At 72.2% G+C, this 23,657-nt stretch carries 20 protein-coding genes and 1 pseudogene; 14 read left to right on the top strand and 7 right to left on the bottom strand.

Annotated elements, in window-relative coordinates:
- Positions 1–23 precede the first annotated feature (23 nt).
- The 6 genes and pseudogenes from ACWDS7_RS09020 to ACWDS7_RS08995 all read left to right on the top strand — a co-directional run.
- A complete protein-coding gene (locus ACWDS7_RS09020) occupies positions 24–1,682 on the top strand; it encodes a hypothetical protein (RefSeq protein ID WP_451928795.1) in 1,659 nt (552 codons plus the stop codon).
- A gap of 132 nt (positions 1,683–1,814) precedes the next feature.
- Complete coding sequence (locus tag ACWDS7_RS09015; RefSeq protein ID WP_306858894.1) at positions 1,815–1,946, top strand: hypothetical protein; 132 nt, start codon at positions 1,815–1,817, stop codon at positions 1,944–1,946.
- A 133-nt stretch (positions 1,947–2,079) separates the two neighbouring features.
- Positions 2,080–3,390 (top strand): glycosyltransferase family 4 protein, encoded by a 1,311-nt coding sequence (locus ACWDS7_RS09010; protein WP_451928794.1) that lies wholly within the window; start codon positions 2,080–2,082, stop codon positions 3,388–3,390.
- Positions 3,391–3,398: 8 nt separating this feature from the next.
- On the top strand, positions 3,399–7,514 hold the full coding sequence (locus ACWDS7_RS09005) for an alpha-(1->3)-arabinofuranosyltransferase (protein ID WP_451928793.1): 4,116 nt from the start codon (positions 3,399–3,401) through the stop codon (positions 7,512–7,514).
- The gene (locus ACWDS7_RS09000; RefSeq protein ID WP_451928792.1) at positions 7,505–9,295 is read left to right on the top strand and encodes a hypothetical protein; all 1,791 of its coding nucleotides are present in this window, start codon (positions 7,505–7,507) and stop codon (positions 9,293–9,295) included. Before ACWDS7_RS09005 ends, ACWDS7_RS09000 begins: the two co-directional genes overlap by 10 nt.
- Positions 9,292–10,185 (top strand): annotated as a pseudogene (locus ACWDS7_RS08995) (DUF3068 domain-containing protein); the annotation flags it as partial. The gene ACWDS7_RS09000 and the pseudogene ACWDS7_RS08995, both read left to right, overlap by 4 nt.
- Before the next feature lie 33 nt (positions 10,186–10,218).
- Here the strand turns inward: ACWDS7_RS08995 and ACWDS7_RS08990 are convergent.
- Together ACWDS7_RS08990 and ACWDS7_RS08985 are read right to left on the bottom strand one after the other, a co-directional pair.
- Positions 10,219–11,016 (bottom strand): methyltransferase domain-containing protein, encoded by a 798-nt coding sequence (locus tag ACWDS7_RS08990; protein WP_451928791.1) that lies wholly within the window; start codon positions 11,014–11,016, stop codon positions 10,219–10,221.
- Entirely contained in the window at positions 11,013–12,263 is a 1,251-nt protein-coding gene (locus tag ACWDS7_RS08985; RefSeq protein ID WP_451928790.1) for an acyltransferase family protein, read from the bottom strand. The genes ACWDS7_RS08990 and ACWDS7_RS08985 overlap by 4 nt, the downstream gene beginning before the upstream one ends.
- 116 nt (positions 12,264–12,379) lie before the next feature.
- On the opposite strand from ACWDS7_RS08985, the gene ACWDS7_RS08980 reads away from it, so the two are divergent.
- The 5 genes from ACWDS7_RS08980 (at position 12,380) to ACWDS7_RS08960 (ending at position 17,576) form a co-directional block, all read left to right on the top strand.
- A complete protein-coding gene (locus tag ACWDS7_RS08980) occupies positions 12,380–13,297 on the top strand; it encodes a DUF3068 domain-containing protein (protein WP_451928789.1) in 918 nt (305 codons plus the stop codon).
- A 12-nt stretch (positions 13,298–13,309) separates the two neighbouring features.
- The gene (locus ACWDS7_RS08975; protein WP_451928788.1) at positions 13,310–14,233 is read left to right on the top strand and encodes a decaprenyl-phosphate phosphoribosyltransferase; all 924 of its coding nucleotides are present in this window, start codon (positions 13,310–13,312) and stop codon (positions 14,231–14,233) included.
- Positions 14,230–15,555, top strand: coding sequence for an FAD-binding oxidoreductase (locus ACWDS7_RS08970; RefSeq protein ID WP_306858872.1), 1,326 nt, complete (start codon positions 14,230–14,232; stop codon positions 15,553–15,555). Before ACWDS7_RS08975 ends, ACWDS7_RS08970 begins: the two co-directional genes overlap by 4 nt.
- Before the next feature lie 49 nt (positions 15,556–15,604).
- Positions 15,605–16,348 (top strand): decaprenylphospho-beta-D-erythro-pentofuranosid-2-ulose 2-reductase, encoded by a 744-nt coding sequence (locus tag ACWDS7_RS08965; RefSeq protein ID WP_451928787.1) that lies wholly within the window; start codon positions 15,605–15,607, stop codon positions 16,346–16,348.
- A 115-nt stretch (positions 16,349–16,463) separates the two neighbouring features.
- A complete protein-coding gene (locus ACWDS7_RS08960; protein WP_451928786.1) occupies positions 16,464–17,576 on the top strand; it encodes an NAD(P)H-dependent flavin oxidoreductase in 1,113 nt (370 codons plus the stop codon).
- A 22-nt stretch (positions 17,577–17,598) separates the two neighbouring features.
- Here the strand turns inward: ACWDS7_RS08960 and ACWDS7_RS08955 are convergent, their stop codons facing one another.
- Positions 17,599–18,246 (bottom strand): TetR/AcrR family transcriptional regulator, encoded by a 648-nt coding sequence (locus ACWDS7_RS08955; protein WP_451928785.1) that lies wholly within the window; start codon positions 18,244–18,246, stop codon positions 17,599–17,601.
- 74 nt (positions 18,247–18,320) lie between these two features.
- Between ACWDS7_RS08955 and ACWDS7_RS08950 the strand changes: the two genes are divergently transcribed.
- Positions 18,321–19,016 carry a DUF4386 family protein gene (locus ACWDS7_RS08950; RefSeq protein WP_451928784.1) on the top strand — a complete coding sequence of 232 codons (696 nt, stop codon included), beginning with the start codon at positions 18,321–18,323 and terminating at the stop codon, positions 19,014–19,016.
- Positions 19,017–19,065: 49 nt separating this feature from the next.
- A complete protein-coding gene (locus ACWDS7_RS08945) occupies positions 19,066–19,503 on the top strand; it encodes an ACT domain-containing protein (protein WP_451928783.1) in 438 nt (145 codons plus the stop codon).
- A 17-nt stretch (positions 19,504–19,520) separates the two neighbouring features.
- On the opposite strand, the gene ACWDS7_RS08940 is transcribed toward ACWDS7_RS08945, so the two are convergent.
- Genes ACWDS7_RS08940 through ACWDS7_RS08925 form a run of 4 tightly spaced genes read right to left on the bottom strand, consistent with a single transcriptional unit; the run spans position 19,521 to position 22,934 of the window.
- Positions 19,521–20,258, bottom strand: coding sequence for a type 1 glutamine amidotransferase (locus tag ACWDS7_RS08940; protein ID WP_451928782.1), 738 nt, complete (start codon positions 20,256–20,258; stop codon positions 19,521–19,523).
- The gene (locus tag ACWDS7_RS08935; RefSeq protein WP_451928781.1) at positions 20,255–20,998 is read right to left on the bottom strand and encodes an amino acid ABC transporter ATP-binding protein; all 744 of its coding nucleotides are present in this window, start codon (positions 20,996–20,998) and stop codon (positions 20,255–20,257) included. The genes ACWDS7_RS08940 and ACWDS7_RS08935 overlap by 4 nt, the downstream gene beginning before the upstream one ends.
- Positions 20,998–22,056, bottom strand: coding sequence for an amino acid ABC transporter permease (locus ACWDS7_RS08930; protein ID WP_451928780.1), 1,059 nt, complete (start codon positions 22,054–22,056; stop codon positions 20,998–21,000). The genes ACWDS7_RS08935 and ACWDS7_RS08930 overlap by 1 nt, the downstream gene beginning before the upstream one ends.
- Positions 22,053–22,934 carry an ABC transporter substrate-binding protein gene (locus ACWDS7_RS08925; protein WP_451928779.1) on the bottom strand — a complete coding sequence of 294 codons (882 nt, stop codon included), beginning with the start codon at positions 22,932–22,934 and terminating at the stop codon, positions 22,053–22,055. Before ACWDS7_RS08925 ends, ACWDS7_RS08930 begins: the two co-directional genes overlap by 4 nt.
- Positions 22,935–23,041: 107 nt before the next feature.
- Here ACWDS7_RS08925 and ACWDS7_RS08920 point away from each other — a divergent pair.
- Positions 23,042–23,657 (top strand): LacI family DNA-binding transcriptional regulator (locus tag ACWDS7_RS08920; RefSeq protein WP_451928778.1); only part of this gene is annotated, 616 nt, incomplete at its 3' end.

Below are 23,657 nucleotides of genomic sequence, written 5' to 3'. Positions count from 1 at the left end.
GGCACCGCCTAAAGTCGGTCACTATGCGCAGCGGGTGGGTCGAGACGGTGAACCGGTCCGCGCCCGCTCTGCTCGGGCTGCTGCTCGGGCTGCTCGCCCTCGGGCCCGCGCTGGGGCCCGGATACGTGCTCAGGTACGACATGGTGTTCGTGCCCGATCCGCCGCTGGTCCCGCCGGGGGCGGGTTTCCCCCGGGCCGTGCCCAGCGACCTGGTGGTCGCCCTGCTCTCGCACGTCGTGCCCGCGCAGGCGGTCCAGAAGGCGATCCTGATCGGGATCTTCGTGCTGGCAGCCTCGGGCGCGGCCGCCCTGGTGCCCTCGCGGCGCCTCGGCCCCCGCCTGGCGGCCGCGGCCTTCTACGCCTGGAACGCCTACCTCGCCCAGCGGCTCCTGCTCGGCCAGTGGGCGCTGCTGCTGGGGGTGGCCGGGCTGCCCTGGGCGGTGCGCGCGGTCACGTTCGGCGGGCGGCTCCGCCTGGCCGCCGCGCTCCTCCCGGCCGCGGTGGGCGGGTTCCAGGCGATGCTGGTCTCCGCGCTGGCCGTGCTCGCGACGGCGGCGGCCGCGCCGGCCCCCGCTCTCCCGGCGAGGGCGCGGCGGGTGGCGGAGGCCGCGCTGGTGCTGGGATGCCTGAGCCTGCCCTGGCTGGTGCCCGCCCTGCTCAGCCGGGCTGTCACCGACCCCGCCGGGGTCCAGGCGTTCGCGGCCCGGGCCGACGGGCCGCTCGGGACGGCCGGGAGCCTGCTGACGCTCGGCGGGATCTGGAACGCCAACGCCGCCGTGCCGGGGCAGGGGTCCTGGTGGTCGGCGCTCGTACGGCTGGCGCTGGCCGCGGTCGCGCTCTGGGGGTTCGCCCGGCTGCGCGTCCCGCAGCCGCCGCCGTACCGGGCCGGGGCGGCAGAGGGGCGGCCGGGCCGGAGCGGGGCGGCGGCGCCGCCGGACGGGGCCGGAGCTGAGGGGCCGGCGTACCGGGATGGGCGCGGGCAGGCGCCGCCGTACCGGGCCGGGCTGGCGGTGGCGGCGGCGGCCGGGCTGGTGGTGGCGCTGGCGGGGGCCTGCGCGCCGGGTCCGCTGAAGGGCCTGATCGCCTGGTGGCCCGGGTTCGGGCCGTTGCGTGACGGGCAGCTCTACCTGGCCCCGTTCGTCCTGCTCCAGGCGGTGGGCCTGGCCGGTGCCGTCGCGCGGTGGGGCTCCCGCGCCGCTGCGGCGGTCGCGGTGGCCGTCCCGGTGCTGGCCCTGCCGACGTTCGCGCTGGGCGCGTTCGGCAGGCTGGCGGCGGTCGACTACCCGGACGAGTGGCGCCGGGTCCAGGCGATCGTGAACGCCGACCCGGCGCCGGGGGCACTGCTGTCGCTGCCGTGGGGGGCGCACCGGGCGTTCGCGTGGAACGGCCACCGGGTGGTCCTCGACCCCGCCACCAAGATGTTCCGGCGCCGGGTGCTCTGGAACGACGCGCTGCTGGTGGGGCTGCCCGGCGGCGGCCGGCTGCGGGTCGCGGCGGAGGACCCGGCCGTCACCGCGGCGGAGACGGCGCTGCGCGCCGGACCGGGCGAGCGGGCGGCGGCGCTGGCGGCTCTCGGGGTCCGCTACGTGCTTGCGGAGCCCGGCGATAACACGTTCCAAGGCGCCGTGACCGTCTTCCAGGGCCGCGAACTCCGCCTGCTGCGCCTTGACCCACCCTCTTGAGCTCGTGTATCCGCAGCTCCTGGAAGTACCCGGCGGTAACTTTCTTTGTCACGGTTTCACTAAGGCTATGGCCTATGAGATGAATCACGTTCTACTCTCGGCACACTGTCAGGACTTTGGAGGGAGAGCTCAGTGATACGAGTGATCGCAGCCCTGGCCGTTGGGGCCGTCCTTGCGGTCGGTGCCTCCGTGGCAGTGGTCAACGTGGCCTCGCCCACGCCGGAGCCGCCCAACCGGCCGCTGTACAACTACGGCGACAGGTGATCCGCCGGCCCTGAGGGCCCGGACGCCGTTTTTCTCCAGCCCGCCGGGCTGAGCACCAGTCATCAGGAACGGGGTGTGGCTCAGCCATGCCCTGAGTCGGGCGCGCCGTCGCCGTAGAGGACGAGGAGACACCGTGGCCGACACCGTGGCCTTTTCCGGCGGGACCCCGAGTGCCGGACCGCGCCCGCCGGCCCCGCGGTGGTCCCGCCCGAGCGTGCGGGCCGTACCGGCCCCCGAGGCTCCGTTACGCGGGGTCCGGGTGGCGGTGCTGAACTTCCGCGAACCCCAGCAGTCGGTGGCGGGCGGCGCCGAGGAGTACGCCTGGCGGGTCAGCCGCCACCTGCTCGCCCAGGGGGCCTCGGTCCACTTCGCGACCGCCCGCGAGCCGGGCCAGGCCAGGTCCGAGCGGCGCGACGGCGTCGAGCTGCGCAGGATGGGCAACCGCTACCTCGTCTACCTCCTCGTGCCGCTCTGGCTCCTGCTGCGCCGCCGCCGCTTCGACGTGGTCATCGACTCGATGAACGGCGTCCCCTTCTTCTCCCCGCTGGTGGTGCGCCGCCGTACCGTGGTGATCTGCCTGGTCCACCACGTGCACGACCGGCAGTTCCACGCCTTCCTCCCACCGTGGCTGGCCAGGATCGGCTGCTTCGTCGAGGGACCGGTGGCGCGGCTGCTCTACCGCCGCCGCACGACGGTCACGGTCTCGGAGTCGTCCCGGGAGGACCTCCGCACGCGGCTGCGCTGGCTCGCCCCGATCCAGGTCGTGCCCAACGGCGCCCCCGCGGCCCGCCCGGCCGCGCGGCACGCCCTGCCCGGCGACCCCGCCCTGATCTACCTGGGCAGGCTGGTCGGGCACAAACGGGTCGAGCGCGTCGTCTCCCTGGCGGCCGAGCTGGGCGAGCGCCGTCCCGGCCTGCACGTGCACGTCGTGGGACGCGGCCCGGAGTCCGGGGCCCTCGCCGCCCGGGCGGCCGAGCTGGAGATCTCCGACCGGGTGCACCTGCACGGTTTCCTCAGCGAGCCGGACAAGAACGCCGTGCTCGGCTCGGCCCTGCTGAACGTGACAGCCTCGGAGTTCGAGGGCTGGGGCCTGACCGTGATCGAGGCCGCCGCCTCCGGGGTGCCCACGGTCGCCTACGACGTCGCCGGGCTGCGCGACTCCGTCAAGGACGGGGTGACCGGCTGGCTGGTCCGCGACGGCGAGGCGCTCGCCGACGTGGTCGACCGGGCGATCGGGGAGCTGGCCGACTCGGTACGGCGCGCGGAGATCCAGCGGGCGTGCAGGGCCTGGGCGGGGGAGTTCACCTGGGGGAGAACCGGCGCTACGATAACCAGGCTCATCGCCACAGAACTCCCCACGGCCGGTCACCGGGACCGGTCCGCGGGCTCGCCGGCCCGGACCGCCGATCTCCGTCTCGCCGTAGGTGAGACCGACCCCACTTGAGTGCCGCATTGACCCCTGACAGCGTGGACGCCGGGCCTGCCCGGCTGCGGCACCGGCTGCACCTGCTGGCGGGCTGCCTCCTGCTCGGAGCCATCGCCTTCAACACGGCGCCCGACAGGATCATCGCCGAGACCAAGCTCGACATGGCCCTCAACCCCCTCGGCTTCCTCGCCCGGGCGGTCCACCTGTGGGACGGGACGTTCTTCGGTCACCTGCAGAACCAGGCCCACGGCTACCTGTTCCCGATGGGCCCCTTCTTCAGCCTCTGGCTCGGCCTGGACATGCCCGCGTGGAACGTGCAGCGGCTGTGGATGGCGTCCGTCCTGATCGCCGCGTTCCTCGGGGTCGTCCGCGTGGCCGGGGCCCTGGGCATCGGCTCGCCGAGAGCGGGCATACTCGCGGGGCTGACCTACGCGCTCGCTCCTCACGCCCAGGCGCTGATCGGCGTCAACTCCTCGGAGTTCCTGCCCAGCGCGATCCTCCCCTGGATCCTGCTGCCCCTGATCAGGGGCGCCCGCGGGGATACCACCCCGCGTCGCGCCGCCGCGCTCTCGGCCGCCGCGCTGCTGCTGTGCGGCGGCGTCAACGCGGCGGCCGAGCTCGCAGTCCTGGTCGTCCCGTTTCTCTACCTGCTCACCAGGCGAGGGGGGCCGCTCAAGCGCAGGCTGATCGCCTGGTGGCTGCCGCTGGTCGGGATGGCGGCGTTCTGGTGGCTGGCCCCGCTGCTCGTCATGGGCAGCCATATCTTCTCGTTCCTGCCCTTCATCGAGACGGCCGTCGCGACCAGCAAGGTGACCTCGCTCACCAACGTCGTCAGGGGCACGTCGAGCTGGCTCAGCTTCCTGCAGGTGGACGGCAGGCCCTGGGTGGAGGCGGCCTTCGCCCAGGCGACCCGGCCGTGGCTGATCGTGGTGACCTCGCTCGTGGCCGCGCTCGGGCTGGCCGGACTGGCGCGCCGGAGCACCCCGGAGCGGTTTTTCCTGGTGCTCACCCTGCTGACCGGCGTGGCGGTGGTCGCCGCGGGCCACGCGGGCCCGCTGGCCGGCGTGACCCGGGAGATGCTCGACGGCCCGCTCGCCGCATTCCGCAACCTCCACAAGTTCGACGCGCTGATCCGTCTGCCCATCGCGCTGGGAGTCGCCGTCCTGGCGTCCCGCGTCGGCGCGCCCGCACGGGCCCGGCTGCCGCTGCGCGCCGGAGCCGTCGTCCTCGTCGGGCTAGGTCTCACCCCGGTCGCGCTGTCGGGGGTGACCGCGGGCGGCTCGTTCTGGCAGGTGCCCACCTACTGGCGTGACGCCGTGAACTGGCTCAACACCAACGCGACGGACCAGATGGTGCTGGTCGTCCCGGGGTCACGGCGCGGCGAGTACGACTGGGGCCGGCCCATCGACGAGCCCCTCCAGCCGCTGCTCGACAGTGTGCGCTGGTCGGCGCACACGAACGTGCCGTGGGGATCGCCGGGCATCGCCCGGATCATGCAGGCCCTGGACGAGCGGTTCAGCGCGGGCAAGGGGTCGCTCGGACTCGGCTCGACACTGCGCCGCATGGGGGTCGGCTACGTCCTGGTCCGTAACGACCTCGACCGGGCCACGATCGGCGACGCCTGGCCCGCCAGGGTCCATGAGACCCTCGACGAGTCACCGGGGCTGTCCAGGGTGCGCGGTTTCGGCCCCCAGGTCGGCCAGGAGCAGAGCAACATCGCGGCGACCTGGCTCGACCAGCCCTACGACGCCCTGGAGGTCTACAGGGTCGCGGGCTCGCCCATGCCGGCCGGAACGCTGCCGGCCACCCGCACGACGAGGGTCACCGGAGCGCCGGAGTCCGTGCTCACCCTCGCCGAACAGGGACTGCTCGGCGACGATCGACCTGTGGTGGTCGGCGACGACGCGGCGGCCTACGAGGTGCCGGCCAGGGACACGATCGTCACCGACACCCTCCGCCGCAGGGAGAACGTCTTCAGCGACCTGAGGCGGTCGGCCTCGGCCACCCTCACGGAGTCGGAGAACCCCCAGCGGACGGCAGGGGCCGCCGACCTGACCGACCCCGCCTGGGGCCGGTACACCTCGACGGCCGAATACACCGGGATCGCCGGGCTCTCGGCCTCGTCCGCAGCGAGCTCGGCGAGCGCGCTGCCGGGCACGCGCGACCCGGGACGCCAGCCGTTCGCAGCGGTCGACGGGGACCCTCGGACGAGCTGGCGTTCCGACGGATGGAACAGTCCTGTCGGCGAGTGGTGGGAGATGCGCTTCACCGAACCGATCACGCTGCCGTACGTGACCGCGCGGTTCGAGCGCTCCGCCATCGGGCCGCCGGTCACCGAGGTCGTGGTCGAGACCGACTCCGGCAGGGCCACCTCGGCGGTCACCCTGGCCGACACACAGCGGCTCGCCGTGCCGGGAGGCCCCACCTCCCGGATCAGGATCCGGGTCACGAAGGTCGGCGGCGCGCAGGCGGGGCCGCTCGGCGGCCGGGTTGGGCTGTCCGAGGTGACGGTGCCCGGCGTACGGCCCGGCCGTACCATCTCTGTGCCGAGCGTCGGGGACGGCAGCGCCGTGACCACCGTGCTGACCAGGACCGCCGACCTCTCGCCCTGCACGCGAGGGTCCTTCGCCTGGGTCTGCGACGAGCGGCTGGAGGTCCAGGGGGAGGACGGGTACGGCTTCGACCGCAAAGTGGTGAGCCCGGAGGTCGGCGAGTGGGAGATCAGCGGCCGGGCCCTGCTCACCGACCCGAAGACGGCCGAGCGGCTGGTGACACTGCCCGGGTCCCATCCCAAGGTGGCCGCCTCGTCCACGGCTGTCGACCATCCGGCCGTCCTCGGCCGCGCCGCGTTCGACGGCGACAACCGCACGATCTGGTACGCCGACCCGCTCGACCGGCGGCCGACGCTCACCATGGACCTGGGGCGCGAGGTGGCGATCTCCCGGATCAAGCTCCGCTTCCCCGACTCCTACCTCGGCCTGCCGCCGGTCCGGGTGACCGTCAGGACCGGCGACGGACTGGTCAGGTCCGGGTGGCCGGGCTCCGACGGCTGGCTCCGGATCGCCGAGGTCCGGACCAGGACCCTCAAGATCGAGTTCGGGACGACGGTCTCGCGGCCGCTCGAACTCGTCGACGTCTCGATCCCCGGTGTCCCTCACGTTCCCGACCTGGACACCTTCCCGCTCCGACTGCCCTGCGGCTTCGGGCCCGCGCTGACCGTCGGCGGCAACGAGGTGCCCACCGAGGTCGTCGAGGGCACGCTCGGGGACGTGCTCAACGGCCGGGAGATCTCCTACCGCGCCTGCGAGCCCGTCGCGGTGGGGCCGGGCGGCGTCCGCGTCACCGCCGGGTACGAGGACGCGTTCCGCGTGCAGTCATTGGTGATCCACGGCGACCGGACCGATGCCGCGCCGACCGCCATGAAACCGGTCGGCATCACCCGCTGGGACGCCGCCACCAGGCAGGTACGGGTCAGCACCTCCGAGGTCTCCTACCTCGTGGTGAACGAGAACTTCAACGACGGCTGGCGGGCCGTCGCCGGAGGGCAGGAGCTCCTCCCGGTCCGTCTCGACGGCTGGCGGCAGGCGTGGCTGCTGCCAGCCCGCCTCTCCGGGACCGTGACCATGCACTACACCCCTGACGACTCCTACCGCGCCGCGCTCCTGATCGGCGCCGGGCTCGCCTTGGCCGTGGTGGTCATGGCGGCCTGGCCGGCGCGGCGCCGGACCTCCTGGGCCCCGGCAGGCCCGGCGGCACCCCGCTCGGCCGTGCTGATCGTGCCGGTGGTGGGCTTCTGGACCGACGGCCTGGCCGGCGTCGCCGTGGTCCTGCCGGCCTTCCTCCTCATCGTCTGGGCCGGGCGAGTCGCCAGGGCCAGATACATGGCCGACGGAGGCGTCAAGCGGATCGTCGCCGCCATCCGGTCCCCCTGGCCGCCCGCCGTGCTCTTCGCCGCCGCCGGCATCGGGCTGGCCGCCGGCCTTCCCGAGTGGGCGGGCCAGTCGGCCACGCTCGCCGCACTCGGCCTGCTGGCCTCGGGCCTGCTCCCGGTCGCGCCCCGGCGGGACCCGAGGGAACTCGCACCCCCACCGGCCGCGACCGTATCCGGTTCCGGACCGACACCGGAGTATTCATGGACCTGATCGAGAAGCCGGAACGGGTCGGGCCCGGCGCGGAGACGGTGTCGCGGTACGGCCGGGCCACCCTGATCGCCGCGCTCGCCGTGCTGCTGGTCCAGGCGGCGTTCAAGGCGCTGATCGTCGCCCAGGCGTATTTCAAGGAGGACGACTTCGCCTACGCCGCCAGGTCGGTGGAGTCCGGGTTCGACCCCGCGCGGCTGACGGACCTCTACCTCGGGCAGTTCATGCCCGGGGGCTTCGCCGTCGACTGGGTGGTGACGCGGCTGGCGCCGTACGACTGGACCGTGGTCGCGGTGATCGTCGTGGCCGCGCACACGCTCGCCGGGTCCGCCGTCTACACCATGCTGGCGACACTCTTCGGCCGCCGCCCGCTGATCCTCGCGCCGCTGGCGCTGTTCGTCGTCGCCCCCGCCTCCGTGCCCGTGCTGACCTGGTGGGCGGCCGCGCTGAACACCGTCCCGCTGCAGATCGCGTTACCGATGGCCGTCACCGCGCACGTGCGCCATCTGCGCACGGGCAAGAACCGCCACGTCGCCGCCGCGATCGGCTGGACCGTCCTGGGGATGCTCTTCTTCGTCAAGGCCGCCGTCATTCCCCTGTTGCTCGCCGCACTCACCTGGGCCTATTTCGGGGGGCTGCGCGGTCGCGGACGGCTGTGGCTCGCCTACGGAGGCACGCTCGTCGCGTTCGCCGGCTTCTACCTGGTGCGCTCCGTCGGCGCCCTGGGGATCGGCGCGTTCCCCTCGCCCGCCGACGGGCTGACCTTCGTGGGGAACCTGCTCGGCCGTACGCTCCTGACTACCGCGCTGGGTGGTCCGTGGACCTGGTTCGCCGGACCCGACCGGGCCGTGGCCGCGCCGCCCTGGGGGCTGGTCGTGCTGTCGGCGCTGGTCGTGGCCGGGCTTTTCTGGGTGACGCTGCGCTACCGGCGCCGCGCCCTGGCGGCCTGGGCGATCCTGCTGGGCTGGGTGCTGCTGGCAGACGTGCCGCCGCCGCTGTACGGACGTGTCTACCTGGCCGGTGGCTTCCTGGGTATGGACACCCGCTACATCGCCGACGCCCTGCCGGTCGCGGCCATGGTGGCCGGGCTCCTCACACTGCCGCTCCTCGGCGAGGCCGCCCCGTACCGGCGACCGCTGCCCAGGGGGGAGGTCGTGTACGCGGCGGGCGGTCTGGCCGTCGGGGGGTTCGTGGTGGCCTCGCTCATCTCCCTGAACGCCTTCGTCGGGCATCTCGGCGCTCCGGACAAGTTCGCCTATCTCGCCACCGCGCGCAAGGCACTGGCCACCGTGGAGCAGCACAAAGTGATCTTCGATTCCTCCGTGCCCGACTTCATGCTCTCGTCCGGCTACGGTGAGTACGGCCGTACCTCGCGACTGCTGTCACCGCTGGCGGACGAGGCGCGGCGGCGGCTGATGCGCGTGCCGGTGCCGACGGCGGACGGGCTCGTGTTCGACGGGCAGGGCCGGCTGCGGCCCGTGGACGTCGACGGCGCCAAGCAGGACCCGCCCGGCGGCTGCTGGCCGCGGAAGCAGGGGCGGATCACGATCCCCCTTCCCGCGACGGGAGAGCTCGCCCGGCTGGGCACCTGGACCTCGGGCCGCACCGAGGTCGGAGTGCTGGCCGGGGACGCCAAGCACAGGGTCGTGCTGCCTGCGGGCCTCAGCCAGATCTATCTGCCGCTCCCGGAGGGGACACGTCAGATCGAGATCGTCGGCATCGCCTCCGGGGCCAAGGTCTGCATGGGTGACGTCAAGGCCGGAAGGGCCGTGCCGTCGCCATGAGGGTCCCGCATGTCCGGCAGGTCACGCTGCTCGCCGCCAGCTCGTTCGCGCTGATCCTGGCGGCGCTGCTACGCCTGTACGTCTACCCGTACAGCGCGGTCCACCCGCGCGAGCCGTACCCCACGACGGTCCACCTGGCCGCGACCGGCGCCACCTACTTCGACTGGGCGACCCTCCGGCTCCACGAGGGCGAACCGGTCTACCGGACCGTCATCCTGCAGGCCGACTCCTTCGCCGGGGACGGCGACACCGCGGTCTGGACCGAGTTGACCACCACCAACGACAGCTCCGGGGCGCGGATCGACTACCAGGAACGCCGTGTCGGCTTCGACCGGCGCACCGGAATCAGCAGGAGCTGCTGCGAGGAGTACGTCGGCGCTCGGCGGGGAGTGCGGCAGGCAGGCCTCGCCTTCCGATGGCCGATCGACGCCCGGCCGGTCGCCCATCCCTTCTTCGATCCCGTCACGCTGCGCGAGACCCAGATGCGCTACACCGGTGAGCAGTCACTGCGAGGGTTGCGCGTCTACCGCTACGAGCAGGACACGGCGCCGGTCAAGATCGAGGACGTGGCGGACCCGCTCCCGGACTCGGTCGCCCGGCGTGCCGGGCTCGCGGGGCGTGCGGTGAAGGTCGCCAGGTTCGCGGAGACCTCCCGCGTCTACTGGGTGGAACCTCGCAGCGGGCTGCCGATCAAGATCGAGGAACACGTCCGCCAGACTCTGCGCACCCCCGACGACCAGGAGCGGCTGGTGGTCTTCGACGCGACGTTCCGTACGGCGGAGCAGGACGTCGCGCTGTTCGCCGCCGTCGCCGGGGACTTCGCGGCCTGGGCGCGGGCGGTCGAGACGACCGTCCCGGCCGTCCTGGCAGGGCTCGGGGCGGGCATGATGGCCGCCGGTGCCCTGCCGGGACGGCGCCGGCGGTCAGCGGCGGCGCAGGACCAGCAGGAGGTTCCAGGTGACGATCTCCCGGAGGCCGGGGACCCGGATCACCGCGCCGGCCCAGCCCGGATGGTAGCGGGGCAGCGCGTCGACGACCTCGATCTCTGAACACGACCTGGCCCACTTCAGCGCGGCGCCCACCGAGACGGCGTACATGCTCTCGCCGTACACGTTCTTGGGCGGCCTGCCGTGGAGGCGCCGGTAGCGCCGCGCGGCCCGGTGGCCTCCCAGGTAGTGCCAGGGGGAGGTCTCGTGGCCGCCCCAGGGGGAGAGCCAGTTGGTGAACGAGAGGTAGATCAGGCCACCCGGCCGCGTGACCCGGACCATCTCACCGGTCATCCTCCACGGATCCGGCACGTGTTCCAGCACGTTGGAGGAGAAGCAGACGTCGACCGAGCCGTCGCGGAGGGGAAGGTCCAGCGCGCTGCCCAGCACCGCGCCCTCCGGAGGAGAGCCGTCCCGCATGCTCATCTCGCCCGCGTCGCAGTCGACGCACACCGGCCGCGCCCCCGCCCGGCGCAGGGCGTCGGCGAAGTATCCCGGGCCGCCGCCCACGTCCAGAACGAGCCTGCCATCGAGCGGGGTGTAGGCGCCGAGCTGGGCGACCGTGTCGGCCGCCAGCAGCCCGTAGAAGAAGTCAGGGTCGGTCTGCTCCTTGCGGAAGGCACTGAACAGGCGCACCGAGCGGCGCAGATCCGCGCGGAACGGCCCGGAGGAAATCTCCGCCGGTTCCGCCGGTTCGGTCGGCTCCGTTGGCTTCGCTGACGAGGTGCTGGTCATCGATCGGAGGTCCTCACTGCCGGTGGTTGCTCTACTGTGCCGGTGGCCGGACGGTGTCCGCGCGAGCCGAGTCGCCGGGCAGGTGCCTCGACGATCCGATAGGTCATGTCGGCCAGCACGACCGTGAAGAACGCCACGGCCACCAGGTTGATCGGAAAATTACCGGTCCAGGGCTTCTGGCCGGTCGTCTCGTACCAGACGAACAGCACGACGAACTGCCACAGGAAGACGCCGTAGGAGATTCTGCCGAGATAGCGCATGATCCGGTTGCCGAGGAACGAGTTCAGCGGCGTCTCCCTGCCGGAGGCCAGCGCGACCGGCGCCACCAGACCCAGCGCCACGATCGAGTACAGGCCCAGCTCGAACAGGCCGGTCCACATGGTCTCCAGCCCGAGGAAACGCACCCCGGTCACCGGTGAGGCGGCGAAGGCGAAGGCGAGGGCGGCCACCAGCCAACATGATCCCCAGGAGGCCGCGATCGTACGGGCCGCCCGGGCGGCAGGCCCCTCCGGCTCGGCGCGGGCCCAGAGCGCGAGCACGGCCAGCGCCATCCCGCCTGCGAAGTAGAGCAGTGATCGCGGGAGCCAGATGTTCAGGTGGGGCTGGTAGAGCGGGACGAACGAGAACACGGTCCAGATATAGGAGATCGAGGCCATCGCCGTCAGTCCCGCGAGAAGCCTGCGGGCCCGTGCCACCGGCTCCGGGCCCGCCCTGCGCGCGTACCGGTCCAGGACGACGGCCATGAGGGGGAGTGCGAGATAGAAGCTCGCCTCCACCGAGAGGCTCCACATCTGGGCGAGTCCCTTGGGGCCGAGCCCGAACCACCAGGGGTCGGGATTGTAGTTCTGGCCCAGCAGGAGCAGGTAGAGCCAGGTGCCCAGGTCCGCCACGTGGTCGCGTGACCAGATGAACATGGCGACCACGACGACAAGCCAGTATGCGGGGAGAATCCGCAGGCCGCGCTTGCGGAGGTAGGTGCGGACGTTCGGTGCGCCCCTCCCGGCCATGGTGGCTGCGGCGAAGGGGCGGTAGAGCAGCATTCCGGACAGAATGAAAAAGATCGGGACGCCGATGTCCCCCCGGGACAGCAGCGCCCCGCCGAAGCCCTCCTTGAGCGCCTCGCCTGACTCCATGGCCACGTGGTAGCTCAGCACGATGAAGGCCGCGACGGCGCGCATGCCGTCGAGCGCGTCCTGGTGGCCGCCGAGCCCAGACAGGGCCGCCGAAGTAGAACTTGTTTCGGTCACGTTTGCGCATCCCTCGGTGACGCATGTCACTGGCCGCACTAACATACCGGCCAGTAGCAAGTTAATTCAGTACAAATCGCCCTTTGAATTCCTGCACAGAAGGCCCAGGAGGGTAGATGCGCCGGATCGTCGGAGTAATCCTTGTAGCCGTCGGGGCGTTCCTCATCGTGCTGGCACCGCTCGTGCGCTTCCAGATCGGTGGCAGCCTGATCGCGGCTCCGGCCGCGCAGTACGGGGTGAGCAAGCTGGAGGCCCAGGGGGCCCAATACTTCTACCCCAAAGCTCTCAAGGTGATGACCGGTGACCTCGGCATCACCGTGACCACCCGCGGAGACGTCTCCCAGTCCCAGGGCGACCGGGTCGTCTGGGACGAGTTCACCGCGGTCAGCGACGTGACCAACGGCAATCCGGATGTCTCCTTCGGCGAACGGCGCAGCGCCTTCAACAAATACACCGGCGAGGGCGTCGACTGCTGCGCGGTGAACATCGACAAGAAGCCCGTCAAGATGGAGGGCCAGATCTACAAGTTCCCGTTCGACGTCGAGAAGAAGACCTACAAGGTCTTCAACTCCACCGTCGGCAGGGCCTTCGACGCCAAGTTCGTCGACGAGGATACGGTCAACGGGCTGCGGGTCTACCGGTTCGAGCAGGACGTCCCGCCGACGAAGACCGAGACCCGCACCGTCCCCGCCTCGATCCTGGGGGTGACCGACACGACGGGTGACATCCAGGTGGACCGGTTCTACGACGGTAAGAACACGTACTGGATCGAGCCCACCACCGGCTCGCCGGTCAAGCAGGAGCAGCAGCGCCACGAGGTCCTCAAGACCCAGGACGGCACCAAGAGCACCGTCGCCTTCGTGGCGACGGCGAAGATGACCCCCCAGACGGTCAACGACCTGGTGAAGAACGCCACCGAGGGCAAGAGCCAGATCACCATGATCAAGATGACGATCCCGCTCGTCCTGCTCGTGCTGGGCATCGCCCTGCTGGCCGGCGGGTTCTTCGCGCTCCGCGGCGCCGGCAGGGCCTGACAAGCCGGGACGGTGAACGAGGAAACGGTGGTCGCGCGGCCGCCGGCGGACCCGCCGGCGGCCGCGCGTGCTGCCCGCGGCTTCTCGCCCGCCGCTCTCGTCCGGGCCTGCCGGCCGCGCCAGTGGCTGAAGAACGTCCTGGTCTTCGCGGCCCCGGCGGCGGCCGGGGTGCTGGTGACCGGCCAGGGGCTGCTGGGCTCGCTGATCGCCTTCGCGGCGTTCTGTGTGGCCGCGAGCGGCACCTACCTGCTCAACGACGCCGCCGACGTCGAGGCCGACCGCCGGCACCCGCGCAAGCGGCACCGCCCGGTCGCGGCGGGCCTGGTCCCGGTACGGCTCGCGCGGGCCGCCGGGGTCCTGCTCGTGGCGCTGGCCCCGGCGGTCGCCGCGCTGTCCGGCGGCTGGCGGCTCCCGGCCGTGGTCGCCGGATACCTGGTGCTGACCTTCTCCTACACCTACTGGCTCAAGCACCGGGAGGTGGTGGACCTGGTGGCGGTCGCGGCCTGTCACGTGGTCCGCGCCTACGCCGGGGCGGTCGCCGTGGACGTGCCGGTGACGCGCTGGTTCCTCGTGGTGGTCTCGCTCGGCTCGCTCCAGCTCGTGGCCGGCAAGCGCGAGGCCGAGCTGCGCGCCTCCGACGGCGGCTCCACGCGGGCCATCCTGGCCGCCTACACTCCCGGATACCTGGCGGGCGTCCGTATGATGTCCTCCGGCGCCATGATCGTGACCTACTGCCTGTGGGCGCTCAGCGACCACCCGGGGCCGTTCCACGGGATCAGCATCGTCCCCTTCGTGCTCATGGTCCTACGGCACAACCTGCTGGTGGACCGGGGAGTGGGGGAGGAGCCCGAGGAGCTCGCCCTGCGCGACCGGCACATCCAGGCGTTCGTCGCACTCCTGCTCGTCTCGCTCGCCCTCGGGATCTATCTGCCATGACCTTCCTGACCGGCTGGGGCCGTACCGCACCGACCCCCGCGCGCCTGGCCCGCCCCCGTTCCGCGAGGGAGGTCGCCGAGCTGGTACGGCGGGCCCCCGGCCGGGGCGTCGCCGCCCGGGGACTCGGCCGCTCCTACGGCGACGCGGCGCAGAACGCCGGGGGGCTGGTCCTCGACTGCACCGCGCTGACCTCGTGGTCCATCGACGAGACCACCGGCCTGGTCACCGCGGCCGCCGGGCTGAGCCTGCACGACCTGATGACCGCCCTGGTGCCCCGGGGCTGGTTCGTCCCGGTCACGCCGGGCACCCGGCACGTGACGGTCGGCGGGGCCGTGGCGGCCGACGTGCACGGCAAGAACCACCACGCCGACTCCTCCTTCGGCGCCCACCTGCGCTCCCTCACCCTGGTCACGGCCGACGGCGCCGGCCGTACCCTCACGCCGGACGACGACCTGTTCTGGGCCACGGTCGGCGGGATGGGGCTCACCGGCGTGATCACCGAGGCGGTCTTCCGGTGCGTCCCGATCGAGACCTCGCGCATGCGGGTGGACGTCGAGCGCACCCGCGACCTGGACCACACGCTGGAGACGATGACCGCCACCGACGACCGCTACCGCTACACGGTCGCCTGGATCGACCTGCTCGCCTCCGGCGGCCGGATGGGCCGCAGCGTGCTCACCCGGGGCGACCACGCGGGCCGCGAGGAGCTGCCGCGCGGCGCCGACCCGCTGGCGTTCGCGCCCGCCGCCCGGCTGAAGGCCCCGCCCTGGGCGCCGGGCGGCCTGCTCAACCCGGTGACCGTGCGGGCGTTCAACGAGGCCTGGTACCGCAGGGCGCGTCCCGCGACCGGCCTCCTGCAGGGGCTCGCGCCGTTCTTCCACCCGCTGGACTCGGTGGACGGCTGGAACCGGGTCTACGGCCCGCGCGGCTTCGTCCAGTACCAGTTCGTGGTGCCGGCCGGTGCGGAGGCGACGCTGCGGCGGATCGTCTCCCGGCTGTCGGCCGAGGGCGTGGTCTCCTTCCTCACCGTGCTCAAGCGGTTCGGCCCCGGCACGCCGGGGATGCTGTCGTTCCCGATCCCCGGCTGGACGCTCGCCCTGGACATCCCGGCGGGCCGCGCCGGGCTGGCCGCGCTGCTGCGGGAGTTCGACGGCTGGGTCGCCGAGGCGGGTGGGCGCGTCTACCTGGCCAAGGACTCGCGGATGTCGGCCGAGACGGCGGCCGCGATGTATCCGCGGCTGGGGGAGTGGCGTAAGGTCCGCGAGGGGGCCGATCCCGGCGGGGTGTTCCGCTCCGACCTGGCGAGGAGGCTCCTGCTGTGAGGCCGGCTGTGCGGCGCGGGCCTGTGGAGCTCGCTGGGAGGCTTGCCCGATGAGGAACGCCCTGGGCGCGGTGGACACCGTGCTGCTGCTGGGCGGGCGCAGCGAGATCGGGCTGGCGATCGTCGAGCGGCTGGTCCGCGACGGCGCCCGCCGGGTCGTGCTCGCCGCCCGTGACACCGGTGACACGCCCCCGGTGATCGGCGCCGCCGAGGTGCACCTGCTGGACTTCGACGCCTCCCGCCCCGAGACGCACGGTGAGGTGATCGAGGCCGCCGCGGAACTGGTCGGCGACCTCGACGTGGTGATCCCCGCCTTCGGGGTGCTGGGCAGCCAGGCGGCCTACGACGCCGATCCGGTGGCCGCCGCCCGGGCCGTCGCCGTCAACTACGGCGGGCACGTGTCCGCCGGGCTCTTCGCCGCCCGCCGGCTGCGCGAGCAGGGCCACGGCACGCTGGTGGTCCTCTCCTCGGTGGCCGGGGTGCGGGTGCGCCGGGCCAACTTCGTGTACGGCTCGGCCAAGGCGGGCCTGGACGGCTTCGCGCAGGGGCTGGGCGACGCGCTGCACGGTTCGGGCGCCCGGGTGATGGTGGTCCGGCCCGGCTTCGTGATCGGCAGGATGACCGAGGGCATGTCCCCCGCGCCGATGTCCTCCACGCCGGGCCAGGTCGCCGACGCGGTGATCGACGGGCTGCGCTCGGGCGCCGAGGTCGTGTGGGTGCCCGGCAGGCTGCGGGCGGTCTTCGCGGTGATGCGCGTGCTGCCCCGCGCGATCTGGCGCAGGATGCCTCGCTGAAACATGTTCTCGACGAGGCCCCCCGGCGGTGCCGACATCCTCTCCGGCGGTACCGACGGAAGGTTCTAGACTAGAACGCGTTGCAGTTAGCTGGGTGTGACCGTACCGTGGGCGCATGCGGACACGTGTCACGGACATGCTCGGCATCGAGCTTCCGATCTTCGCGTTCAGCCACTGCCGGGACGTCGTCGCCGCGGTCAGCCGCGCCGGCGGGATGGGCGTGCTCGGCGCCCTCTACTTCACCCCGGAAGAGCTCGAGACGGAGCTCAAGTGGATCGACGACCACGTCGACGGCAGGCCGTACGGCGTCGACGTGGTCATGCCCGCCTCCTACGCGGGGGCCGAGCTGGGCACCGACTCCTCCGAGGACCTGGTGGAACGGCTCCAGGGGATGATCCCCCACGGCCACCGCGCGTTCGTCGACGGCCTGCTGGCCGCGCACGGCGTCGCGGAGCTGTCCGGCTCCGACGCCGGCAAGGTCCTGCTCGGCTGGACCGACGCCACCGCCCGGCCGCAGGTCGAGGTGGCGCTGAGGCACCCGATCGCGCTGCTGGCCAACGCCCTCGGCCCGCCGCCCGCCGACGTGGTCGAGCAGGCGCACGCCAAAGGGGTGAAGGTGGCGGCGCTGGCCTCCACCCCCCGCCACGCGGTCAAACAGGTCGAGGTCGGCGTGGACATCGTCGTCGCCCAGGGCACCGAGGCGGGTGGGCACACCGGTGAGATCTCCACGATGGTGCTCATCCCGCAGGTCGTGGACGCCGTGGACGTGCCGGTGCTGGCCGCCGGAGGCATCGGCGACGGGCGCCAGATGGCGGCGGGCATGGCGCTCGGCGCCGAGGGTGTGTGGACCGGGTCCATCTGGCTGACCGTCGAGGAGGCCGACACCCCCGAGATGGCCAGGCGGCGCATCCTGGAGGCCACCTCCCGCGACACCGTGCGCTCCCGGTCGTGGACGGGCAAGCCCGCCCGGCTGCTGAAGAACGAGTGGACCGACGCCTGGGAGTCCGCCGAGTCGCCGGGCACCCTGCCGATGCCGCTGCAGTTCATGCTGGTCTCCGACGCCCTGCGCCGGATCGGCCGCTCCGACGCCGCCGAGCTGGCCACCTTCCCCGCCGGTCAGATCATCGGGACCATGAACCAGGTGAGGTCGGCCAAGGACGTGGTCTTCACGATGGTCGAGGAGTACATCGAGGCCACCGAGCGCCTGGACCGCCTGACCGAGGGGTAGGAGTTCCGAGGGGGCGGTGCCGTTACATACCTGCCAGGAGGCGGCGCAGGCCCCAGCGGAACTGGTCGGTCGAGATGTAGGCGGCGATGGCGTCGGCCGCGGCGTGGGTGCGGGGGAAGACGTCGGGATCGACGGCGAGGGTGGCCCGGCGCGCGGCGATCCGCTCGGCCTCGGAGGGGAGGGCGCCCCGCGCCTCCGCCCCCTTGCCGTCCTTGCCTCCCGCGCCCACCAGCTCGGCCGCCTCCAGGGCGATGGAGCCCAGCACGTAGACCATCACGGCGTAGCAGGCGCGCGGGTCCGGCAGCACGCCGAGCATGCTCTCACCGACCCGCAGCGCGACCGGCCCGCTGTAGGCGGCGCCGAGGATCGCGGGCACCGCCGCCGGGTGGCACAGCAGCACTTCGCGCAACGCCAGCGCGAAGTCTTCGATCCGCTGGTGCGGCGGCCTGGCGCGGTCCTCCAGCACACCCAGGTCGGCATCGGCGAGCAGCCGGTCGGTCAGCGCGTTCATGATGGCGGCCCGGTCGGGGAAGTAGGTGTAGAGCGCGCCGGGAGTCAGGCCCACCCGCGCGGCCAGTGCCCGCATGGTCAGCCCTCCGCCGTCGACCAGCTCCAGGGCCGCGTCCAGGACGGCTCGCGGATCGACCGAGCGCTGAGGTCCTCTCTTCACGGGGAAACTCTAGTCTTCCAAAGAAACTCTGAACGGTGTTTAATATTAAACACCGTTCAGAGTTAAGGAGTCCCATGAGATCGATCCTCGCCCTGGGTGTGATCGCGGCCAACGCGGCCTTCATCGGCCTGGGCGCCGTCTTCGGCTATCCGGACGTGCTCGCCGAGCCGCCCGCGACGGTCCTGGCCAGGTTCGCCGCCAACCAGACGGCCGTCTCCGCCTGGTTCCTGCTGCTGGCGCTCGGCGCCGGCTCGCTGATCCCGGTCGCGGTGCTGCTCGGCCGCCGCCTGCCGGACCGGCCGGTCGCCGCGCTGGCGACGCAGGCCGGGGTGCTGGCCGGGCTGGTCCAGATCATCGGCCTGATCCGCTGGCCGTTCGCGGTGCCCGCACTGGCCCACGCGAGTGACCGGGCGACGGCCGAGACCGTCTTCGCCGTCCTGCACGGCTATCTCGGCACCGGGGTCGGCGAAACTCTCGGCTACCTGTTCACCGCCGCCTGGACCCTCCTGCTCCTGGCGGCCCTGCCCGCGCCGCCGCGCTGGTTCAGGGCGCTGGGCGCCGGCGCGGCGCTGGCCATCCTGGCCGGGCTGCTGGTGCCGCTCAAGCTGCCCGGCGCGGATCTGGTCAACTTCGCCGGATACGTGGCCTGGAGTGGCTGGGCGCTCTGCCTGGCCGCACTCGCCGACCGGCTGCTCCTGCCGGGAACGGCTCAGGCCCCGGCCCCGGCCCCGGCTTCACCCGGGCGACAAGGTGTGTGGCCACCGTACTAGGGGAGGGTGGATTGTCGGATTTATTACTTGATGAGAAGATTGATGGGCGATGCCCACCGATATAGCCGTCATCATCAGTGACCAGCCGGGTGAGCTGGCCCGCTTGGGGGAGGTCACCGGCGAGTCCGGCGTGAACATCAAGGGCCTCGCAGCTTTCACCGGGGAGGGCAAGGGCATCGTCCATGTGCTCGTCGACGACGCGGTCGCCGACAGGTGCCGGGAGGTGCTCGAAGGCGCCGGGATGGGGATCGCGGACGAGCGACCGGTGCTGGTGGTGGACCTTGAGGATCGGCCCGGGACGCTCGGCGAGCTGACCAGGCAGCTCGCCGACGCGAACGTCAACATCGACCTCGCCTACACCACCTTCGGGGGCGTGAGGATCGTGATAGCCACCGACGATCTGGAGAACGCGCGCTCGGCGCTCGAATGGTCCGCGGTCATGCGTCAGGAGACGGACACCCCCAGCATCTGGGACCAGCCCGCCTGACGGACGACCGCGTCGCGTCACGGCCCGCTGACGGACGCCCCCGGCACGGTCGGGTGAGATCGGACGAGGTCGATCCAGCGGTCGGTCACGCCACCCCAGAGCGTCCGGAGGGACGGTTCGGCGGCCTCGACCCGGTCGAGCATCGCGGCCACGTCCACTCCCAGCCGCACGAGCCTGCCCGACTCGTCCTTCGCCCACGCCCGGGCGGAATCGAGCAGCACCTCGGGGTGGAACTGCACGCCCCACGCCGCCGGGCCCAGCCGGAACGCCTGGAAGGGGAAGTCCTCGTCCCACAGGAGGGGCACGGCTCCCGGGGGCAGCGACGTGATCTCGTCCCAGTGCCACTGGACGGCCTGCGCGTCCGCGGGGAGACCGGCGAAGAGCGGGTCGTCGGCGGCGGCCGGATGGGCGTGCAGGCCGTACAGCCCGACCTGGGGACGCGCGGCGACCGCGACCTCGCCGCCACAGGCGGCGGCGAGCAGCTGGCCGCCGAGGCAGACCCCGAGGGTGGGCACCTCGTCGCGTACGGCTCCGCGCAGCAGCTCGCCGGCGTGCGGCAGCCAGGGGGCGAGGTCGACGTCGTAGGTGCCCGGGGTGCCGCCGAGCACGAGCAGCCCCTCGTATCCGTCGAGGGACGGGGGCAGGCTGTCGCCCCGGAAGGGGGACCGGAGGTCCAGCGTGACGCCGGCCGTCGCGATGCGCTCGCCGATCAGGCCGGGTCCGGTGCCGTCCTCATGCTGGATCGCGAGAATCACAGACGGCCTGCCGCGATGATCGACTTCAGGAACATTCGGGTGCGCTCCTCTACGGGTTCGGTGAAGATCTGCTCGGGTGGGCCCTGCTCCAGGAGGCTGCCCTGGTGGAGGAAGCAGACCCGGTCGGCCACCTCCCGGGCGAAGCTCATCTCGTGGGTGGCGAGCAGCATGGTCATGCCCTCGGCGGCGAGCTGCCGGACGATGCCGAGCACCTCGGCGACGAGTTCGGGGTCCAGCGCGGCGGTGATCTCGTCCAGGAGGAGGACCCGGGGTTCCATGGCGAGCGTGCGCACGATGGCCACGCGCTGCTGCTGGCCGCCGGAGAGCCGGTCGGGGAAGGCGCCGGCCCGGTCCGCCAGGCCGACACGCTCCAGCAGTGCCGTCGCCTTCTTCTCGGCCTCCGCGCGGGAGAGGCCGCCGAGCCGGATCGGCGCGAGCGTGACGTTGTCGAGCACGCTCATGTGCGGGAACAGGTTGTAGCTCTGGAACACCATTCCGACGTCGCGGCGGAGCAGGTTGACGTCCACCCCGGGGCCGGAGACGACCTCGCCGTCGAGCCTGACCTGGCCGCCGTCGATCGTCTCCAGGGCGTTGATGCAGCGCAGGAGCGTGGACTTGCCACTCCCCGAGGCCCCGATGAGGCAGATCACCTCGTGCTGCTCCACCGACAGGTCGATGCCGCGCAGCACCTCGTGGTCCCCGTAGCTCTTGCGCAGCCCGGTGATCTCAAGGAATGCCATCACGCCCCCCGGGCTTTGTCGCGTGCGATCAGCCGGTCGACGAGGCGCGCCTGCGGAATCGTGATCAGGATGAACAGGCCCGCGACGACCGTGACCGACGACAGGTTGAAGTGGTTCGCGGAGAAGATCTTGGCCTGGTTGAACGCGTCGATCGTGCCGATCACGTTGACCAGCGCGGTGTCCTTCTGCAGGCCGATGAAGTCGTTGAGCAGCGGCGGGACGACGCGCTTCGTCGCCTGCGGCACCACGACGTGGCGCATCGTCGCCAGGTGGGAGAAGCCGAGGGAGCGCGAGGCCGACACCTGGCTCGGGTGCACGCTCTCGATGCCCGAGCGGAAGACCTCGGCGACGTAGGCGCCGTAGACGACCGTCAGCGCGAGAACGGCGTACCAGGTCTGGCTCAGGCCGGACAGCACCGGGATCTGCGCGATCGGCAGGCCGAAGCCGATCAGGTAGATGACGATGATCGCGGGCACGGCCCGGATGACGTCGATGTAGACGACCGCCAGAGCCCGGATGGGCCGTCCCACGCGGCCGGGGGCGAGCCGGGCGAGGGCCAGGGCCAGCCCCCAGACCAGCACGAGGACCTGCGCCACGACGGCGATGAACAGGTTCGTGCCGAAGGCCCGGACGATGTCGAGGGTGCTCGTGCCGATCAGTTCGCCCTGGAAGAACGTCCGCTGCACGGCGGCGTCGTTCGCGAGCACGAAGACGATCAGGGCGAGGGCGCACAGGACGGCGAACGCCGTACCGGCCGCGGTCCACGCGGACTCCCGCACCCGGGCGGCGAGCCCTCGCCGCTCCACGACGTCCGCCGAGGTGGCGCACCGGCCCGAACAGCGCCAGGCGTCGAGCGCCGGGCGGTAGACGAGGAGCACGGCGGCGGCGCCCAGCAGGGCGGCAGCACCCAGCACCCAGCGCCAGACGCCGGGGCTCGCCGCCTCGAAGAGGACGGCCGCGACGGACCAGGTGGCCACGGTGGCGACCGTGGCCGCCGCGAGACCGGCGAGGGCCGCGCCGCGTCCCGGCGTCGGGACGGGCTGAGCCGTCGCCGTCATGACGCCTGCCACAGCGGAACCCGGGCGGGGTCACCGCCGAACGCCTTGGACAGATACGCCGCGGAGAGCTGGTCGAGGGTCCCGTCGGACTGCATCTGCTCGATGATCTTGTTGATGGTCTCGGCGTTCGCCGAGTCCTTCGGGTACAGGGCGCCGTAGGACTCACCGGTGCTGTACTGGCCGACGACCTCCAGCAGGCCGTTCGACTTGACGGCCGAGCCGAGCATGATGGCCACGTCCTGGAAGGCCGCGTCGAGCTGGCCGGCCTGGAGCGCGGCGCTCATCTCCGAGTCGTTGGCGAAGACCTTGGGCTGCTGCTCCGGCTTGAGGGTGCCGGCCACCCACAGCGCGCCCGCGGTGCCCTGCTTGACGCCGAGGCGGAGCTTGCGGATGTTCCCGGCGGTGACGGACGCCCCCTTCTTCACCATCACGCCGATGTTGGAGGCGAAGTACGGTGCGGAGAAGTTGACGACCTTCTTGCGCTCGTCGGTGATGGAGATCTCGGCGAGGGCCATGTCGAAGTTCTGGGTGCGGCCCGAGACGAGGGCGTCGAAGGGCGTGTTCTCGATCGCCAGCTTGGACAGGCCCGCCCGGTGGGCGATGGTGGCGGCCATGCAGTACTCGTAGCCGTCCTTGATCGCGGCGACGGTGTCGCCGTTCCACCAGCCGGGAGAGGGCAGGTCGCCCTGCACGCTCAGGGTGTCCGCGACGACGGGCTTGAGGGTGAACTCGCCGCGTTTGCCGGTGACCTTGCAGTTGCCGTACGAGCCGCCGCTCGCCTCGGTCGTGTTGGCCGAGGTGGACGGCGTGCCGCACCCGGCGATGGACAGCAGCGCCAGCAGACCTGCGGCGACGATGCGGGGACGGTTAGTGACCATTGGCGCGTCTTTCCTGGTTGGGGGCCTGGCGGAACTGTTGCAAAAGCGTTTTGGCAGAGTCAAGGAATGTTGCCAAAACGTTTTCTCATCCGTGGCACTATGCCTAGGTGACCCCTCGCATCGGCATCCGCGACGTCGCCCGGGCGACCGGGCTGTCGATCACGACGGTCTCCCACGCGCTGAGCGGCAAGGGCCGGGTCTCGGAGCGCACTCGCGACGTGGTGCGAGCGGCGGCGGAAAGGCTCGGCTACCAGCCCGACCCGATCGCGGCCGGGCTCGCCTCCGGCCGGGTCGGCGTGATCGGCATCCTGGTCGAGCACGTCAGTTCACGGCACTGGGAGCACACCTACCGGCCCTACTACGCCGCGTTCATCTCCGGGGCGACCATGCTCGCGGTCGAGCGCGACCACGCGGTGGTGGTCCTGCCCACGGCCCTGTGGGGCAAGGTCCCCCTGGACGGTGTGATCATCGTGGACCCCGCGCACGGCGACCCGATCGTGACCGAGTGCCGCCGGCGGGGCAAACCGGTGGTGACCGACGGCAAGCCCCTCGACCCGGACTGCGCGGACGTGCCCGGCATCGAGAGCGACTCCGACGAGACCCTGCACGTCCTGCTCGGCAGTCTGCGCGACGCGGGGGCCTCGCGCATCGCGCTGCTCACCGGCACCGAGCCCGACTCCTACACCCTCGACACCGAGAGGGCGTATCGATCCTGGGCGGCGG

The organism is Streptosporangium sp. NPDC003464 (assembly GCF_053588315.1).
This window is presented reverse-complemented; position numbering and strand designations above follow the sequence as displayed.

Bases quoted from the DNA above. Each gene is read 5' to 3' on its own strand.
- ACWDS7_RS09020 (WP_451928795.1), top strand. From the start codon at position 24: ATGCGCAGCGGGTGGGTCGAGACGGTGAACCGGTCCGCGCCCGCTCTG.
- ACWDS7_RS09000 (WP_451928792.1), top strand. From the start codon at position 7,505: ATGGACCTGATCGAGAAGCCGGAACGGGTCGGGCCCGGCGCGGAGACG.
- ACWDS7_RS08990 (WP_451928791.1), bottom strand. From the start codon at position 11,016: ATGACCAGCACCTCGTCAGCGAAGCCAACGGAGCCGACCGAACCGGCG.
- ACWDS7_RS08980 (WP_451928789.1), top strand. From the start codon at position 12,380: ATGCGCCGGATCGTCGGAGTAATCCTTGTAGCCGTCGGGGCGTTCCTC.
- ACWDS7_RS08970 (WP_306858872.1), top strand. From the start codon at position 14,230: ATGACCTTCCTGACCGGCTGGGGCCGTACCGCACCGACCCCCGCGCGC.
- ACWDS7_RS08965 (WP_451928787.1), top strand. From the start codon at position 15,605: ATGAGGAACGCCCTGGGCGCGGTGGACACCGTGCTGCTGCTGGGCGGG.
- ACWDS7_RS08960 (WP_451928786.1), top strand. From the start codon at position 16,464: ATGCGGACACGTGTCACGGACATGCTCGGCATCGAGCTTCCGATCTTC.
- ACWDS7_RS08950 (WP_451928784.1), top strand. From the start codon at position 18,321: ATGAGATCGATCCTCGCCCTGGGTGTGATCGCGGCCAACGCGGCCTTC.
- ACWDS7_RS08945 (WP_451928783.1), top strand. From the start codon at position 19,066: ATGCCCACCGATATAGCCGTCATCATCAGTGACCAGCCGGGTGAGCTG.
- ACWDS7_RS08935 (WP_451928781.1), bottom strand. From the start codon at position 20,998: ATGGCATTCCTTGAGATCACCGGGCTGCGCAAGAGCTACGGGGACCAC.
- ACWDS7_RS08930 (WP_451928780.1), bottom strand. From the start codon at position 22,056: ATGACGGCGACGGCTCAGCCCGTCCCGACGCCGGGACGCGGCGCGGCC.
- ACWDS7_RS08925 (WP_451928779.1), bottom strand. From the start codon at position 22,934: ATGGTCACTAACCGTCCCCGCATCGTCGCCGCAGGTCTGCTGGCGCTG.